Raw genomic sequence first — 17,833 nt, 5'->3', positions numbered from 1 at the left:
GACTCGTTATCCAAAAAAGCCAGCCCCTGAATTCAGGGGCTGGCTTTGTCGTCTCTGCAGGAAAATTCCATGCGTGCATTTCTGGTTTTACTTCATCGCTACATTGGTTTGGCGACTGCGTTGTTTCTGCTGATGGCGGGGCTTACGGGCAGCATCCTGGCGTTCAATCATGAGCTGGATGAGTGGCTCAATCCGGGGTTTTATTCAGCGTCTGCCGAAGGTCAGCGTTTGCCGCCCGGTGCTTTGGTCGACAAGCTGCAAACGGAGCATCCGAGGCTACAAGTCTGGTACATGGAGTACCCGTCAGAACAGGCTCATACCGCATTGCTGGCTGCGGTACCGCGTAATGATCCTGCGACCGGAAAACCTTTTTCCGAGCCCAATCAGGTGTTCTATCTGGACCCGGTCAATGGCGAGCAGAAAGGGCAGCGGTTCTGGGGAGAATGCTGCTTTCAGCGGGAGAACTTCATTCCGTTCATTCTGGAGTTTCACTACAACCTGGTCCTGCCGAATAACTGGGGATTGTTGTTAATGGGACTGGTCGCGATCGCCTGGGTTGTCGATTGTTTCATCGCGCTTTGGCTGACGCTTCCACGTGGGAAACCGTTCTGGAAGAAATGGTCGACGGCCTGGAAGATCAAGGGTGGGCATGCCTACCGGCTGAATTTTGACCTGCATCGGGCGGGTAGGTTGTGGCTTTGGTTGTTGCTGCTACCGATTGCGGTCAGCAGTGTCGCCATGAACCTGCCGAATCAGGTCTTCAAGCCTGTGGTTTCACTGTTTTCGCCGATTGAGCCGAGCGTTTACGAGGCCCGCGGACGCATGCCTGCTGAGGAGTTGGGAGTTACGCGGCTGAGTTATCAACAGGCTTATGAACGTGCGTTACAGGAAGGGCAAAAGCTAGGGCTGACCGCTGCAATCGGGGAGTTGTATTACAGCTTTGAGTACAACTTTTATGGGGCAGGGTTTGGGCAGCATGATACCGAGGCCCATGGAAAGTCCTGGCTGTTCTTCCATGGCACGGATGGACGTTTATTGGGGCAGGAAATCGCAGGACAAGGCACCCTGGGAGAGCGTTTTTATCGGCTGCAATTGCCGATACACGGAGGGCGGATCATTGGGCTCACCGGGCAAGTCATGATCGCGGTGCTAGGTGTTTTGATTGCAGTATTGTCAGTGACGGGAATCTATATCTGGTGGCGCAAGTTGCTGGCTCGAAGGAGTAGCAAGGCACGTAAGAGCAGGATGTGCCCCATTCCAGATTGAGGTTTCTATAGCCCAGAAAGACAAAACCCCTGTCTGCATAAGCAGACAGGGGTTTCGGAATTCAATCTTGACGATGACCTACTCTCACATGGGGAAACCCCACACTACCATCGGCGATGCATCGTTTCACTGCTGAGTTCGGGATGGGATCAGGTGGTTCCAATGCTCTATGGTCGTCAAGAAATTCTGTGACCAGCCCGTTACAGCGGTAACGTGCCAGCAAAATCGGTGACTTCTACTAAAACAAAACCCCCACCTGCATACGCAGATAGGGGTTTCGGAATTTAATCTTGACGATGACCTACTCTCACATGGGGAAACCCCACACTACCATCGGCGATGCATCGTTTCACTGCTGAGTTCGGGATGGGATCAGGTGGTTCCAATGCTCTATGGTCGTCAAGAAATTCGGTAGCCAGGTCGTGGGCCCTTGCGGGTTCACGCTCCAGCGAATGGGTATGCGATAGTTTGGTGTTTTGTGAGTATCTCGAACTTTCGGTTCGTTTCGTCTTCACACACCGCAATCTGGTGCCTCTTCAGGTCAGCAAATTGCTTGGGTGTTATATGGTCAAGCCTCACGGGCAATTAGTATTGGTTAGCTCAACGCCTCACAGCGCTTACACACCCAACCTATCAACGTCGTAGTCTTCGACGGCCCTTCAGGGGACTCAAGGTCCCAGTGAGATCTCATCTTGAGGCTAGTTTCCCGCTTAGATGCTTTCAGCGGTTATCTATTCCGAACATAGCTACCCGGCAATGCCACTGGCGTGACAACCGGAACACCAGAGGTTCGTCCACTCCGGTCCTCTCGTACTAGGAGCAGCCCCTCTCAAATCTCAAACGTCCACGGCAGATAGGGACCGAACTGTCTCACGACGTTCTAAACCCAGCTCGCGTACCACTTTAAATGGCGAACAGCCATACCCTTGGGACCGGCTTCAGCCCCAGGATGTGATGAGCCGACATCGAGGTGCCAAACACCGCCGTCGATATGAACTCTTGGGCGGTATCAGCCTGTTATCCCCGGAGTACCTTTTATCCGTTGAGCGATGGCCCTTCCATACAGAACCACCGGATCACTAAGACCTACTTTCGTACCTGCTCGACGTGTCTGTCTCGCAGTCAAGCGCGCTTTTGCCTTTATACTCTACGACCGATTTCCGACCGGTCTGAGCGCACCTTCGTACTCCTCCGTTACTCTTTAGGAGGAGACCGCCCCAGTCAAACTACCCACCATACACTGTCCTCGATCCGGATAACGGACCTGAGTTAGAACCTCAAAGTTGCCAGGGTGGTATTTCAAGGTTGGCTCCACGCGAACTGGCGTCCACGCTTCAAAGCCTCCCACCTATCCTACACAAGCAAATTCAAAGTCCAGTGCAAAGCTATAGTAAAGGTTCACGGGGTCTTTCCGTCTAGCCGCGGATACACTGCATCTTCACAGCGATTTCAATTTCACTGAGTCTCGGGTGGAGACAGCGCCGCCATCGTTACGCCATTCGTGCAGGTCGGAACTTACCCGACAAGGAATTTCGCTACCTTAGGACCGTTATAGTTACGGCCGCCGTTTACCGGGGCTTCGATCAAGAGCTTCGCGTTAGCTAACCCCATCAATTAACCTTCCGGCACCGGGCAGGCGTCACACCCTATACGTCCACTTTCGTGTTTGCAGAGTGCTGTGTTTTTAATAAACAGTCGCAGCGGCCTGGTATCTTCGACCGGCGTGGGCTTACGCAGTAAATGCTTCACCCTCACCGGCGCACCTTCTCCCGAAGTTACGGTGCCATTTTGCCTAGTTCCTTCACCCGAGTTCTCTCAAGCGCCTTGGTATTCTCTACCCAACCACCTGTGTCGGTTTGGGGTACGGTTCCTGGTTACCTGAAGCTTAGAAGCTTTTCTTGGAAGCATGGCATCAACCACTTCGTGTTCTAAAAGAACACTCGTCATCAGCTCTCGGCCTTAGAATCCCGGATTTACCTAAGATTCCAGCCTACCACCTTAAACTTGGACAACCAACGCCAAGCTGGCCTAGCCTTCTCCGTCCCTCCATCGCAATAACCAGAAGTACAGGAATATTAACCTGTTTTCCATCGACTACGCTTTTCAGCCTCGCCTTAGGGACCGACTAACCCTGCGTCGATTAACGTTGCGCAGGAAACCTTGGTCTTTCGGCGTGGGTGTTTTTCACACCCATTGTCGTTACTCATGTCAGCATTCGCACTTCTGATACCTCCAGCAAGCTTCTCAACTCACCTTCACAGGCTTACAGAACGCTCCTCTACCGCATCACCTAAGTGATACCCGTAGCTTCGGTGTATGGTTTGAGCCCCGTTACATCTTCCGCGCAGGCCGACTCGACTAGTGAGCTATTACGCTTTCTTTAAAGGGTGGCTGCTTCTAAGCCAACCTCCTAGCTGTCTAAGCCTTCCCACATCGTTTCCCACTTAACCATAACTTTGGGACCTTAGCTGACGGTCTGGGTTGTTTCCCTTTTCACGACGGACGTTAGCACCCGCCGTGTGTCTCCCATGCTCGGCACTTGTAGGTATTCGGAGTTTGCATCGGTTTGGTAAGTCGGGATGACCCCCTAGCCGAAACAGTGCTCTACCCCCTACAGTGATACATGAGGCGCTACCTAAATAGCTTTCGAGGAGAACCAGCTATCTCCGAGCTTGATTAGCCTTTCACTCCGATCCACAGGTCATCCGCTAACTTTTCAACGGTAGTCGGTTCGGTCCTCCAGTTAGTGTTACCCAACCTTCAACCTGCCCATGGATAGATCGCCCGGTTTCGGGTCTATTCCCAGCGACTAGACGCCCTATTAAGACTCGCTTTCGCTACGCCTCCCCTATTCGGTTAAGCTCGCCACTGAAAATAAGTCGCTGACCCATTATACAAAAGGTACGCAGTCACCCAACAAAGTGGGCTCCCACTGCTTGTACGCATACGGTTTCAGGATCTATTTCACTCCCCTCTCCGGGGTTCTTTTCGCCTTTCCCTCACGGTACTAGTTCACTATCGGTCAGTCAGTAGTATTTAGCCTTGGAGGATGGTCCCCCCATATTCAGACAAAGTTTCTCGTGCTCCGTCCTACTCGATTTCATGACCAAGAGATTTTCGCGTACAGGGCTATCACCCACTATGGCCGCACTTTCCAGAGCGTTCCGCTAATCTCAAAGCCACTTAAGGGCTAGTCCCCGTTCGCTCGCCACTACTAAGGGAATCTCGGTTGATTTCTTTTCCTCAGGGTACTTAGATGTTTCAGTTCCCCTGGTTCGCTTCTTAAGCCTATGTATTCAGCTTAAGATACCTAACTTATGTTAGGTGGGTTCCCCCATTCAGACATCTCCGGATCAAAGTCTGTTTGCCGACTCCCCGAAGCTTTTCGCAGGCTACCACGTCTTTCATCGCCTCTGACTGCCAAGGCATCCACCGTATGCGCTTCTTCACTTGACCATATAACCCCAAGCAATCTGGTTATACTGTGAAGACGACATTCGCCGAAAATTCGCGATTAAACTCACAAATTTTACCTTAGCCTGATCCACTACCAGTGAAAGTAGTGTTCAGTCTATCTTTCTATCACATACCCAAATTTTTAAAGAACGATCTAGCCAAAGACTAGAAATCAACATTCACCATCGTCACGATGGAATGCTCATTTCTAAGCTTTCAACAAACAGAAGCAGTAGTGGTGGAGCCAAACGGGATCGAACCGTTGACCTCCTGCGTGCAAGGCAGGCGCTCTCCCAGCTGAGCTATGGCCCCGTATTTCTACAGGCGTTTCCCACACAAAATTGGTGGGTCTGGGCAGATTCGAACTGCCGACCTCACCCTTATCAGGGGTGCGCTCTAACCAACTGAGCTACAGACCCAATTTCGAGCTACTAAGGCCGACCTCACCCTGCTCTTAACCACGAAGCATGGGGTGCGCTCTAACCAACTCAGCTACAACCTGATACAGGCTGCTTCTTTATCGTCTTCTTCAATGAATCAAGCAATTCGTGTGGGAACTTATGGAGCAGCTGATGTCGTCGATTAAGGAGGTGATCCAGCCGCAGGTTCCCCTACGGCTACCTTGTTACGACTTCACCCCAGTCATGAATCACACCGTGGTAACCGTCCTCCCGAAGGTTAGACTAGCTACTTCTGGTGCAACCCACTCCCATGGTGTGACGGGCGGTGTGTACAAGGCCCGGGAACGTATTCACCGCGACATTCTGATTCGCGATTACTAGCGATTCCGACTTCACGCAGTCGAGTTGCAGACTGCGATCCGGACTACGATCGGTTTTCTGGGATTAGCTCCACCTCGCGGCTTGGCAACCCTCTGTACCGACCATTGTAGCACGTGTGTAGCCCAGGCCGTAAGGGCCATGATGACTTGACGTCATCCCCACCTTCCTCCGGTTTGTCACCGGCAGTCTCCTTAGAGTGCCCACCATCACGTGCTGGTAACTAAGGACAAGGGTTGCGCTCGTTACGGGACTTAACCCAACATCTCACGACACGAGCTGACGACAGCCATGCAGCACCTGTCTCAATGTTCCCGAAGGCACCAATCCATCTCTGGAAAGTTCATTGGATGTCAAGGCCTGGTAAGGTTCTTCGCGTTGCTTCGAATTAAACCACATGCTCCACCGCTTGTGCGGGCCCCCGTCAATTCATTTGAGTTTTAACCTTGCGGCCGTACTCCCCAGGCGGTCAACTTAATGCGTTAGCTGCGCCACTAAGAGCTCAAGGCTCCCAACGGCTAGTTGACATCGTTTACGGCGTGGACTACCAGGGTATCTAATCCTGTTTGCTCCCCACGCTTTCGCACCTCAGTGTCAGTATCAGTCCAGGTGGTCGCCTTCGCCACTGGTGTTCCTTCCTATATCTACGCATTTCACCGCTACACAGGAAATTCCACCACCCTCTACCATACTCTAGCTCGTCAGTTTTGAATGCAGTTCCCAGGTTGAGCCCGGGGATTTCACATCCAACTTAACGAACCACCTACGCGCGCTTTACGCCCAGTAATTCCGATTAACGCTTGCACCCTCTGTATTACCGCGGCTGCTGGCACAGAGTTAGCCGGTGCTTATTCTGTCGGTAACGTCAAAACAATTACGTATTAGGTAACTGCCCTTCCTCCCAACTTAAAGTGCTTTACAATCCGAAGACCTTCTTCACACACGCGGCATGGCTGGATCAGGCTTTCGCCCATTGTCCAATATTCCCCACTGCTGCCTCCCGTAGGAGTCTGGACCGTGTCTCAGTTCCAGTGTGACTGATCATCCTCTCAGACCAGTTACGGATCGTCGCCTTGGTGAGCCATTACCTCACCAACTAGCTAATCCGACCTAGGCTCATCTGATAGCGCAAGGCCCGAAGGTCCCCTGCTTTCTCCCGTAGGACGTATGCGGTATTAGCGTCCGTTTCCGAGCGTTATCCCCCACTACCAGGCAGATTCCTAGGCATTACTCACCCGTCCGCCGCTCGCCACCAGGTACAAGTACCCGTGCTGCCGCTCGACTTGCATGTGTTAGGCCTGCCGCCAGCGTTCAATCTGAGCCATGATCAAACTCTTCAGTTCAAACATCTTTGGGTTTTTAAGAAACCCTAAACTTGGCTCAGCAATCGTTGGTTACATCTTTGATTTCTCGCGGAGTAACTTGTGATGCTGATAATCTTGTTGACTATCAGTCTGACTCCACAAGCACCCACACGAATTGCTTGATTCAGTTGTTAAAGAGCGGTTGGTTAAGATCTTTCGTCTCAACCGAGGCGCGCATTCTACAGCAGCCTCTGTTACTGTCAAGCGGTTATTTTCAGAAGTTTTCAAAGTTTCGCTTGGGAATCTTCAACAACTTCAACCACTTGCGCTTCCGATCTCTCGTTAGCGGGAGGCGAATTCTACAGCGTTACTCGCTGCTGTCAACACCTCTTTTTCTCCGCTTTCGACCGAGAAGATCGAACCGTCAATAAGGCGAAAACACACTGCCTTACCGACTCCTTCTGGCTTCGATGAACTGAAGCGTAACCGCTGCCGAAAACTGCGTAACTCTTTGTTTACCAAGGAGTTTTCCGTTTCGACTGCGCCGGAAGTGGGGCGAATTATAGACCTCCAGAATCTGCCGTCAACCTCTAATTACGCTTTTCTATCAATAACTTGCGGAACGCCGGAAAACTGCGCATTCCCCTCTATATAGGAGAGCAAAACCAGCCCTGCTATATAGAAGGAATGCTCAGAGCACTCCAGACGCCTTGAACCCAGCAACGACTCCGGCATCCAGACCCAACACCCGCTGCAGAACCTCCAGCGTGTGCTCACCCAACAAAGGAGGCGCACTACGGTACTCCACCGGCGTCTCGGACAGACGTATCGGGCTCGCAACCTGCGGCACCATCCCGGCCAAAGCATGAGGCAGCTCAATAGCCAACCCCCGCGCCTGAACCTGAGGATCGGCAAACATCTGAGCCAGATCATTGATCGGTCCGCATGGCACGCCTGCCTGCTCCAGCTGCACCACCCACTCAGCAGTAGTCTTGAACACGGTCACCTGACGAATCAGCGGAATCAATACTGCTCGGTTAGCCACCCGTAATTTGTTGGTCGCAAAACGTGGATCATCCGCCCACTGCGGCTGACCAGCCACCTGCGCAAACTTGCGGAACTGCCCATCATTACCCACAGTGAGGATGAAGTCGCCATCGGCTGTAGGAAAGTCCTGATAAGGCACGATATTCGGGTGAGCGTTGCCCAGGCGTTTAGGCGCAACGCCTGTAGTCAGGTAATTCATCGCCTGATTGGCCAGACAAGCCACCTGAACATCCAGCAATGCCATGTCTATATGCTGACCGCCACCGCCCTGATCCCGATGAGCCAAGGCCGCCAGGATCGCTACCGTTGAATAGAGACCGGTCAAAATATCTGTCAGCGCCACACCGACTTTCACCGGACCCGCGCCTTCATCGCCTTCGGGACGACCGGTCAAACTCATCAGACCGCCCAAGCCCTGGATCATGAAATCGTAACCCGCACGCTTGGCATACGGACCTGTCTGACCGAATCCAGTGATCGAGCAATAGATCAGCTTCGGATTAATCGCCCTGAGCGACTCATAGTCCAACCCATAAGCCGCCAGACCACCGACCTTGAAGTTTTCAATGAGGATGTCCGACTTCGCCGCCAACTCACGCACCAACTGTTGACCCTCTGGCCGCGTGAAGTCGATGGTCACTGATTGCTTATTGCGATTGGCGGACAAGTAATAGGCCGCCTCGCTGGTGTTCTCGCCATAGGCATCTTTAAGAAACGGAGGCCCCCAGGCGCGCGTGTCATCGCCATTGCCCGGGCGCTCGACCTTGATGACTTCGGCGCCAAGGTCCGCCAGGATCTGCCCGGCCCAAGGCCCGGCAAGCACCCGCGATAAATCCAGTACCCGTAGATGCGAAAGCGCGCCCATGACCGTTCTCCTATTAATAGAACGCCTGGATGCCGGTCTGCGCGCGACCGAGGATCAGTGCGTGGACGTCATGCGTACCTTCATAGGTATTCACCACTTCCAGGTTGACCAGATGCCGAGCGACACCGAACTCATCGGAGATGCCGTTGCCACCCAGCATGTCGCGCGCCATGCGAGCGATGTCCAGGGACTTGCCACAGGAGTTGCGCTTCATCATCGACGTAATCTCGACGGCAGCAGTGCCTTCATCCTTCATACGACCCAGACGCAGGCAGCCTTGCAGCGCCAGAGTGATTTCGGTCTGCATGTCAGCCAGCTTCTTCTGGATCAACTGTGTGGCCGCCAATGGACGACCAAACTGCTTACGATCCAGGGTGTACTGGCGAGCGGTGTGCCAGCAGAACTCGGCAGCGCCCAGCGCGCCCCAGGAAATGCCATAACGCGCCGAGTTAAGGCAGGTAAAAGGACCTTTCAAGCCCCGGACATCCGGGAAGATGTTCTCTTCAGGGACAAACACGTTATCCATGACGATCTCGCCGGTGATGGATGCACGCAGGCCAACCTTGCCATGAATCGCCGGAGCGCTAAGGCCTTTCCAGCCCTTCTCCAGAACAAAACCACGAATGTCGCCCGCGTCGTCCTTGCCCCAAACCACGAACACATCGGCGATCGGGCTGTTGGTGATCCACATTTTGCTGCCGGTGAGGCTGTAGCCGCCTTCCACTTTACGTGCACGAGTAATCATCGCGCCCGGGTCGGAACCGTGGTCAGGCTCGGTCAGACCGAAGCAACCGATCCATTCACCCGAGGCCAGCTTCGGCAGGTACTTCTGCTTCTGTGCTTCGGTACCGAATTCGTTGATCGGCACCATGACCAGCGAGGACTGCACGCTCATCATCGAGCGATAGCCGGAGTCGACACGCTCGACCTCACGGGCAATCAGACCGTAGCTGACGTAGTTAAGGCCGCTGCCACCGTATTGCTCAGGAATGGTCGCACCCAACAGACCCACTTCACCCATCTCGCGGAAGATCGCCGGGTCGGTCTTCTCATGACGGAAAGCTTCGAGAACACGCGGCGCAAGCTTCTGCTGAGCGAATTGCTGAGCCGTGTCGCGAATCATGCGTTCTTCTTCAGTGAGCTGTTGATCCAGCAGCAGGGGATCGATCCAGTTGAAGCTAGCTTTACCGCCCATGAGTGAGTCCTCTCGAATCGGGTCAAATAACGTGGAGTGATCCTAGGCCGGGTTTGGCTTCACGACAAACGAGGATTTTGCATACTGTTGTGCTAATTTCTCACTCCATAACGTCGCAAAAATAGCCTATATGCGATGTATTAGTGAGGTTGACGTACATGCGCAGGAAGATCCCCAGTACAACCGCCCTGATCAGTTTTGAAGCTGCAGCGCGCCACGAGAGCTTTACCAAGGCCGCCCAGGAACTTTCCCTCACGCAGGGAGCGATTTGCCGACAGATCGCCAGCCTTGAGGAGTTCCTCAGCGTCGAACTGTTCCGACGCTCGCGGCGCGGAGTGAAGCTGACGGAGGCCGGGCTTTCCTACAGCCGCCGAGTGGCCACCCAACTCGACGCGGTTGAACGGGACACCTTGTCAGTGATGGGCCAGCAAGGCGCCAACGTGATCGAGCTGGCGGTGGTACCCACCTTCGGCACTCAATGGCTGTTGCCGCGACTCAAGGATTTTCAGCACAAACATCCGGAAGTGACGGTCAACCTCACCAACCGCACCCGCCCCTTCCTGTTTGCCGACACCGACTTCGACGCCGCGATCTATTTCGGCGACGCCGACTGGCCGGGTACCGAATCCCACAGGCTAATGGGCGAAAATCCGATGCCGGTGTGCAGCCCCACGTTACTGGGCAAAAAAACCAACCTGAGCCCCAGTGAAATCGCCGAACTGCCCCTGCTACAGCAGACCACACGCCCTTATGCCTGGCGCCAGTGGTTCAACTCTCAAAGCCTGAATATCCCGCGAGACATGACAGGGCCGCGTTACGAGCTATTCTCCATGCTTGCTCAAGCTGCAATGCACGATATGGGGATCGCGCTGATTCCACCGTTCTTGATTCAGCGCGAATTGACAGAGAAGCGTCTGGTGATTGCCAACGCCCAGGCACTATCGAGCATCAAGGCCTACTACCTGATGATTCCCGAGCGAAAGGTCGAATCAGCCTCTTTAAAGGCATTTCGCGATTGGCTGGTGAATCAGGCACAAGGCTACAGCCTAGAAGGATAAAGGCTCACACTTATTAGCTGACCACGTAGTCAGGAAAACAAAAGCACTACAGATATAAGTATTTGTCGCATATTGGCAGACTGTACTGAGGAGTAGCACAAACGTCCTACAAAGGCCTGAATACGTGGCCTTGAGCCTCCATTGGAAGGCAATGACACCTCATTCACCGTGCCGATGTGTAAATTCTTGAATTTTGGACAGAATCCTCACAAGCCACGGCCTGCAAGGGATCGCACCGATCGGTGCGACATTCGGTCACGGGGTGACTTGTAGTTAATTTTCCGTCACCCGTCATAATCCCTTGAAGGGCACAAAGTTCGCCTGCAAAATGCCGCGCCCCGCCCTGATTTAGCGGGATCGTGCTGATCGGCCGCCCCAGCCGCACCATCCGAAGTGCCTGGGTTTACTCAATAAGATCACGCAGGAGATTTGACGTGCACATTGGTGTTCCTCTCGAAACCCAGACGGGTGAAACACGGGTTGCTGCAACCCCGGAAACCATCAAAAAGCTGATCGGCCAGGGTCATAAAGTCACTGTGCAAAGCGGCGCCGGTATTAACGCCAGCGTTGTCGACAGTGCTTATGAAGCGGTAGGCGCGACCATTGGCAGTGCCAATGATACATTTGGCGCAGAGCTGATTCTCAAGGTGGTCGCCCCCAGCGACAGCGAACTGACGCTGATAAAAAGCGGCACCGTTGTGGTGGGCATGCTCAATCCGTTCAGCAATGAAACCATTGCCAAGCTGGCTGAGTGCGGCATTACCGCTTTCGCACTGGAGGCCGCGCCGCGCACCTCCCGCGCTCAGAGCCTGGATGTGTTGTCCTCCCAGGCAAACATCGCCGGTTATAAAGCCGTGTTGTTGGCCGCCCACCACTATCCTCGCTTCATGCCGATGCTGATGACCGCTGCGGGTACCGTGAAAGCGGCACGTGTGCTGATTCTCGGTGCTGGCGTGGCCGGTTTGCAGGCGATTGCCACGGCGAAACGTCTGGGTGCAGTGATCGAAGCGTCTGACGTACGTCCTGCGGTAAAAGAGCAGATCGAATCCCTCGGCGCCAAGTTCGTCGACGTGCCTTACGAAACCGATGAAGAGCGCGAATGCGCCGTCGGCGTCGGCGGTTACGCACGCCCCATGCCTGCCAGCTGGATGCAGCGCCAGGCCTTGGCCGTGCACGAGCGCGCCAAGCAGGCTGACATCGTCATTACTACTGCACTGATCCCGGGCCGCAAGGCGCCGACGCTATTGAGCGCGGAAACCGTGGCACAGATGAAGCCAGGCTCCGTGGTCATCGACCTCGCGGCCGCTCAGGGCGGCAACTGCCCGCTGACCGTGGCCGATCAGGTCGTGATCGAGAATGGCGTGACCATTTGCGGCCCGACCAATCTGGCCGGCGCCGTCGCGGCCGATGCTTCGGCACTGTATGCACGCAACCTGCTGGACTTCCTGAAGCTGGTCTTCAACAAAGAAGGCCAGTTTGAAGTGAACCTCGAAGACGACATCGTCGCCGCGTGCCTGATGTGCCGCGACGGCCAAGTCATCCGCAAAAACGCCTAAGCAGGGATTCAGACGATGGAAGAGCTTATCTCCCCCGGTATCTACAACCTGATCATCTTCGTGCTGGCGATTTATGTCGGTTATCACGTGGTATGGAACGTTACACCTGCACTGCATACGCCGTTGATGGCAGTGACCAACGCCATTTCAGCGATTGTGATCGTCGGCGCCATGCTGGCGGCCGCGTTGACCGTGACCCCACTGGGCAAGACCATGGGCACCCTGGCGGTGGCTCTGGCGGCAGTGAACGTGTTCGGTGGTTTCCTCGTAACTCGCAGAATGCTTGAGATGTTCAAGAAAAAAGCCCCGAAAGCCGTAAAAGAAGAGGCGCCCAAGTAATGAGCATGAATCTGGTAACGACGCTCTACCTGATCGCGTCGATCTGCTTCATCCAGGCGCTTAAAGGCCTGTCACACCCGACCACATCGCGGCGCGGCAATGTCTACGGCATGCTCGGCATGGCGTTGGCGATCCTCACCACGGTCGGCCTCATTTATAAGCTGGGTGCGGAGCTTTCTACTGCGGGCATCGGTTACGTCATCGTCGGTCTGCTGGTTGGCGGCACCGCCGGTTCGATCATGGCCAAGCGCGTTGAAATGACCAAGATGCCGGAACTGGTCGCCTTCATGCACAGCATGATCGGTATGGCCGCAGTGTTCATCGCCATCGCGGCGGTGGTCGAGCCGCAATCGCTGGGCATCGTCAAGGAACTGGGGGATTCGATTCCTGCCGGTAACCGCCTGGAGCTGTTCCTCGGCGCTGCCATCGGTGCAATCACCTTCTCTGGTTCGGTGATCGCGTTCGGCAAGCTGTCGGGCAAGTACAAGTTCCGTCTGTTCCAAGGCGCACCCGTACAGTTCAGCGGTCAGCACAAGCTGAACCTGCTGCTGGGTCTGGCGACGCTGGCACTCGGCATCACCTTCATGCTGACCGGCAATCTAAGCGCGTTTGCTCTGATGCTAGCCCTGGCCTTCGTGATGGGCGTGCTGATCATCATCCCGATTGGCGGTGCAGACATGCCCGTCGTGGTGTCGATGCTCAACAGCTACTCCGGCTGGGCAGCAGCGGGAATCGGCTTTTCGCTGAACAACTCGATGCTGATTATTGCCGGCTCGCTGGTGGGCTCAAGCGGTGCGATCCTCTCGTACATTATGTGCAAGGCGATGAACCGCTCCTTCTTCAACGTACTGCTCGGCGGTTTCGGCAATACGGCAGACGCTGCCGGCCCGGCAGGTTCGAAGGAAGCCCGCCCGGTGAAATCCGGCTCGGCCGACGATGCGACCTTCCTGCTGACCAACGCCGACACCGTGATCATCGTTCCAGGCTACGGCCTGGCGGTCGCTCGGGCACAGCACGCTCTGAAAGAGCTGACCGAGAAGCTGACCCATCGCGGCGTGACCGTGAAGTACGCGATCCACCCGGTCGCCGGCCGCATGCCTGGGCACATGAACGTACTGCTGGCCGAGGCCGAAGTGCCTTACGACCAGGTGTTCGAGATGGAAGACATCAACTCCGAGTTCGGTCAGGCCGACGTGGTGCTGGTGCTGGGTGCCAACGACGTGGTTAACCCGGCGGCCAAGAACGATCCGAAATCGCCGATTGCCGGCATGCCGATTCTCGAAGCGTTCAAAGCCAAGACCATCATCGTCAACAAGCGCTCGATGGCCAGCGGCTACGCCGGTCTGGACAACGAGCTGTTCTACCTGGACAAGACCATGATGGTTTTCGGCGATGCCAAGAAAGTCATCGAAGACATGGTTAAAGCCGTCGAGTAATAATCTTCGGCAACCTGAACGCCCCGACTCGTCGGGGCGTTTTTGTTTGTGGCTGTTACCGATCCTGTAACGGTGTTTTGTCTGAAAGGCCCAGAATAGACAGGCCGAATGCGACCTTGGTAGCGGGACGGACACTGATCAAATTCACTAGACTGCGTACCTTGCTTCCGTTGCCCGAGATAACAATCCATGTACCGTGACCGTATTCGCTTGCCTTCGTTGTTGGATAAGGTGATGAGCGCCGCCGAGGCTGCCGCTCTGATTCAGGACGGCATGACCGTCGGCATGAGCGGCTTTACCCGAGCCGGCGAAGCCAAGGCTGTGCCTCATGCCCTGGCCGAGCGTGCCAAGGTCGCGCCGCTGAAAATCACCCTGATGACCGGTGCCAGCCTGGGCAACGACCTCGACAAACAACTGACTGAAGCCGGCGTACTGTCGCGACGCATGCCGTTCCAGGTGGACAGCACCCTGCGCAAGGCGATCAATGCCGGCGAAGTCATGTTCATCGACCAGCACCTGTCGGAAACCGTAGAGCTACTGCGTAACCAACAACTCAAGCTACCGGACATCGCGGTGATCGAAGCCGTGGCAATCACTGAGCAGGGCCATATTGTGCCGACCACCTCGGTAGGCAATTCGGCCAGCTTCGCGATTTTCGCCAAGCACGTGATCGTCGAGATCAACCTGGCGCACAACCCGAATCTCGAAGGCCTGCACGACATCTATATCCCGACCTACCGGCCGACCCGCACCCCGATTCCGTTGGTGAAGGTCGACGACCGCATCGGCAGCACCGCCATCCCGATACCGCCGGAAAAAATTGTCGCGATCGTGATTACTAATCAGTCTGACTCGCCGTCCACTGTCTTGCCGCCGGACAGCGACACACAGGCCATCGCGGACCACCTGATCGATTTCTTCAAACAAGAAGTGGCTGCCGGTCGCATGACCAACAAGCTCGGCCCGCTGCAAGCCGGTATCGGCACTATCGCCAATTCAGTGATGTGCGGCTTGATCGACTCGCCGTTCGAAGAACTGACCATGTACTCCGAAGTGCTGCAGGATTCGACTTTCGACCTGATCGACGCCGGCAAGCTGAGCTTTGCTTCCGGCAGTTCGATCACTCTGTCGAGCCGGCGCAATGCCGATGTGTTCGGGAATCTGGAGCACTATAAGGACAAGCTGGTCCTGCGCCCCCAGGAAATCTCGAACCATCCCGAAGTAGTGCGGCGCCTGGGCATCATTGGCATCAACACTGCGCTGGAGTTCGACCTGTACGGCAACGTCAATTCCACCCACGTCTGCGGCACTCGGATGATGAATGGGATCGGCGGCTCCGGCGATTTCGCGCGCAATGCGCACTTGGCGATCTTTGTCACCAAGTCGATTGCCAAGGGCGGCGCGATTTCCAGCGTGGTCCCCATGGTCAGCCACGTCGACCACACAGAACATGACGTGGACATTCTCGTGACCGAAGTAGGTTTGGCCGACCTGCGTGGCCTGGCACCGCGTGAGCGCGCCAGGGTCATCATCGACAACTGCGTTCACCCGGACTATCGACCAGCCTTGAATGACTACTTCACTGCCGCTTGCGCAGTCGGCGGGCATACCCCGCACATCCTTCGCGATGCCCTGAGTTGGCACATAAACCTGGAAGAAACCGGGCGCATGCTGGCGGTGTAATTGATACAGATTGCAGCTGACGCAAACACAGTTTCGTCAGCTTGCGGTGACAACGCTCCATCACGTCAAAAACTGTACTGCTGTACCGGTCTTTTCCTACGGCATTCACCTACCTTTTGCGTTGAAATGATCAAAAACGCACCTGTTTAGTGCGCATAGGTACAGTTGCCTCAATTTCGACCAGTACACTGCCTTTTAACAGTTAACTGGTCTCTCACAATACAGGTGAACTGTATCTACAGAGACTGGCCAAACGGGAGGATCATTGGCATCAGTTAAACCACTACCTAATCCCGCCATAAGCGGAAGGATGTCAACCATGGAACGTACACTCAGTTCCGAACTGTTCTTCGAAGATACTGCTGCAAAAACCCAGGCTTCCATGCCTCTGCGCGTTATCGCCAACCTGATGCTGTGGCAGCGCCGCATCTCCAGCCGCCATCAATTGGCTCGCTTGGATTCGCGTCTGCTGGCTGACGCAGGGATTAGCGAAGCACAACGCTACGAAGAGCTGAGCAAGCCGTTCTGGCGCTAAGTTAGCGTCGCTGGCTCTGATCCTCCGGATCCACCGCCAGCAACCCGAATTGAACAAACAAAACCCGTCGTGGGAAACCACGACGGGTTTTGTCGTTTTGGAGCGTTCACATTGGGCCGTACAGAAGACATAACCCTCAATAGGTACAGTTTATACATTCAATAAATTGAACCAGTACAATTTCATCGGAGTGTGTCTGGGCCACAGGCGTAGGCTCGAACCCGACGGTTGCTGGGCCAACTCAATGATCAACAGCTCTCGGATCTGGGCATCAGCCATGCCGAGCGCCTCAACGAAGTGGACAAACCATTCTGGCGCTAATTTCCTCCCTTGGCAGACAGGGCTGTTCTAACCGATATGCACAGGCCTAATATCCAGATAGAACGTGGCGATCGCTTTGCGACAGGCGTCTGATCCTGAGCCACTTCTAAATCGGTCTATCCAAAGGAGCTACCCCATGTCCCGTCTTCGTTTGCTCAGCGCTGCCGCCCTGCTCGCCGTTGCTGCCAATTCCCACGCCACCAGCTTTATCGTGACCACCGATTCCATTGTCGGTGGACTGAAGGCGTCCTCTGACGCAACGTCGGATGTCTCGTCTTCCTTTCGCGACGATAAAATCGTCCGTGCAGCCCGTGACGATGCCGCTAGCTTCGTTGCCAGTGAAGGCGCCATTCGTGGTGTGAAACTGGAAAGTGCTCTCGGCCATATCCGCCAACAGGCTCCACAACTGAATGCGACCGACGCACAGCTGGCCCAGGCCATCCTGACGATCTAAGCGACAGCTCTGAAGCGGGGCACGCCCTGATGCTGATCAGTTAAACGCAACCCGTATGGGAGCGGGCTTGCTCGCGAAGGCGTCGCACATCCAACATTGATGTCGCCTGACAGACCGCTTTCGCGAGCAAGCCCGCGCCTACAAGTGTCCCAATGTTTCGGCGCTGGCTCTAGCCCGGGCATTGCGCTAGCCTTGGGACTCGCTTTTAGCTATCGAGTCTCATGCGTTTTCTTTCAAGTATTTCGATCACTGCGGTTTTTCTTGCGGCTTGCTGGTCGGGTTCGGCCCATGCCTTCGATGCTTTCAACCTGTCTACGCAAGGCACCGTGGCCAGTGGTTATGCCACCAGCATGGTGACCTCCGCGCCCTTCGACCATAAACTGCTGATCGCCGCCCGGGATGACGCTGCCGCGTTCATTGCCAGTGACGGTCAACTGCGAGGATCACAACTGGAGGCCGCGTTGATTTACCTGCGCCGGACCCAGCCAAAACTTCACGCCAGCGACCTTGAACTGGCGCAAGCAATTCTCGTCCAATAG

The 17,833-nt window shown here is 55.1% G+C and carries 11 protein-coding genes, 2 tRNA genes, 4 rRNA genes and 1 pseudogene; 10 read left to right on the top strand and 8 right to left on the bottom strand.

The annotated features are described in order from the left end of the window. Window positions 1–69 precede the first annotated feature (69 nt). The gene (locus ACZ89R_RS18955; protein WP_429544945.1) at window positions 70–1,266 is read left to right on the top strand and encodes a PepSY-associated TM helix domain-containing protein; all 1,197 of its coding nucleotides are present in this window, start codon (window positions 70–72) and stop codon (window positions 1,264–1,266) included. 65 nt (window positions 1,267–1,331) lie between these two features. Here the strand turns inward: ACZ89R_RS18955 and rrf (ACZ89R_RS18950) are convergent. From rrf (ACZ89R_RS18950) to ACZ89R_RS18915, 8 genes are all read right to left on the bottom strand, one after another. Beyond that, window positions 1,332–1,447 (bottom strand): 5S ribosomal RNA (gene rrf / locus ACZ89R_RS18950). 107 nt (window positions 1,448–1,554) lie between these two features. Then, a 5S ribosomal RNA gene (gene rrf, locus ACZ89R_RS18945) occupies window positions 1,555–1,670 on the bottom strand. A gap of 160 nt (window positions 1,671–1,830) precedes the next feature. Beyond that, window positions 1,831–4,722 (bottom strand): 23S ribosomal RNA (locus ACZ89R_RS18940). 236 nt (window positions 4,723–4,958) lie between these two features. Then, window positions 4,959–5,034, bottom strand: a tRNA-Ala gene (locus ACZ89R_RS18935). Between the two features lie 30 nt (window positions 5,035–5,064). Further along, window positions 5,065–5,141 (bottom strand) — tRNA-Ile (locus tag ACZ89R_RS18930). 164 nt (window positions 5,142–5,305) lie between these two features. Then, a 16S ribosomal RNA gene (locus ACZ89R_RS18925) occupies window positions 5,306–6,844 on the bottom strand. The 16S, 23S and 5S rRNA genes sit together here with 2 tRNA genes alongside, the layout of an rRNA operon. Before the next feature lie 652 nt (window positions 6,845–7,496). Further along, window positions 7,497–8,717, bottom strand: a complete 1,221-nt coding sequence (locus tag ACZ89R_RS18920; protein WP_429544946.1) for a CaiB/BaiF CoA transferase family protein — start codon at window positions 8,715–8,717, stop codon at window positions 7,497–7,499. 13 nt (window positions 8,718–8,730) lie between these two features. Further along, window positions 8,731–9,912: an acyl-CoA dehydrogenase gene (locus ACZ89R_RS18915; RefSeq protein WP_030129615.1), complete on the bottom strand. Its 1,182-nt coding sequence runs from the start codon at window positions 9,910–9,912 to the stop codon at window positions 8,731–8,733. Window positions 9,913–10,070: 158 nt separating this feature from the next. On the opposite strand from ACZ89R_RS18915, the gene ACZ89R_RS18910 reads away from it, so the two are divergent. The 9 genes and pseudogenes from ACZ89R_RS18910 (at window position 10,071) to ACZ89R_RS18870 (ending at window position 17,833) form a co-directional block, all read left to right on the top strand. Then, complete coding sequence (locus ACZ89R_RS18910) at window positions 10,071–10,970, top strand: LysR family transcriptional regulator (RefSeq protein ID WP_429544947.1); 900 nt, start codon at window positions 10,071–10,073, stop codon at window positions 10,968–10,970. Window positions 10,971–11,404: 434 nt separating this feature from the next. Beyond that, window positions 11,405–12,526: a Re/Si-specific NAD(P)(+) transhydrogenase subunit alpha gene (locus tag ACZ89R_RS18905; protein WP_429544948.1), complete on the top strand. Its 1,122-nt coding sequence runs from the start codon at window positions 11,405–11,407 to the stop codon at window positions 12,524–12,526. A 15-nt stretch (window positions 12,527–12,541) separates the two neighbouring features. Then, complete coding sequence (locus ACZ89R_RS18900; protein ID WP_003187010.1) at window positions 12,542–12,865, top strand: NAD(P) transhydrogenase subunit alpha part 2; 324 nt, start codon at window positions 12,542–12,544, stop codon at window positions 12,863–12,865. Continuing rightward, window positions 12,865–14,301 carry an NAD(P)(+) transhydrogenase (Re/Si-specific) subunit beta gene (locus ACZ89R_RS18895; protein WP_429544949.1) on the top strand — a complete coding sequence of 479 codons (1,437 nt, stop codon included), beginning with the start codon at window positions 12,865–12,867 and terminating at the stop codon, window positions 14,299–14,301. The genes ACZ89R_RS18900 and ACZ89R_RS18895 overlap by 1 nt, the downstream gene beginning before the upstream one ends. A gap of 189 nt (window positions 14,302–14,490) precedes the next feature. Beyond that, window positions 14,491–15,984: an acetyl-CoA hydrolase/transferase family protein gene (locus ACZ89R_RS18890; RefSeq protein WP_429544950.1), complete on the top strand. Its 1,494-nt coding sequence runs from the start codon at window positions 14,491–14,493 to the stop codon at window positions 15,982–15,984. 319 nt (window positions 15,985–16,303) lie between these two features. After that, complete coding sequence (locus ACZ89R_RS18885) at window positions 16,304–16,519, top strand: DUF1127 domain-containing protein (RefSeq protein ID WP_007902752.1); 216 nt, start codon at window positions 16,304–16,306, stop codon at window positions 16,517–16,519. A gap of 213 nt (window positions 16,520–16,732) precedes the next feature. After that, a pseudogene (locus ACZ89R_RS18880) lies at window positions 16,733–16,840 on the top strand (DUF1127 domain-containing protein); the annotation flags it as partial. Between the two features lie 136 nt (window positions 16,841–16,976). Further along, window positions 16,977–17,294, top strand: coding sequence for a DUF2388 domain-containing protein (locus tag ACZ89R_RS18875; RefSeq protein WP_429544951.1), 318 nt, complete (start codon window positions 16,977–16,979; stop codon window positions 17,292–17,294). A gap of 221 nt (window positions 17,295–17,515) precedes the next feature. Continuing rightward, complete coding sequence (locus tag ACZ89R_RS18870; RefSeq protein WP_007902758.1) at window positions 17,516–17,833, top strand: DUF2388 domain-containing protein; 318 nt, start codon at window positions 17,516–17,518, stop codon at window positions 17,831–17,833.

This window comes from Pseudomonas sp. TE3728 (assembly GCF_056279145.1).
The sequence above is the reverse complement of the archived record's forward strand: the minus strand, read 5'-3'. Positions and strand labels throughout refer to the sequence as shown.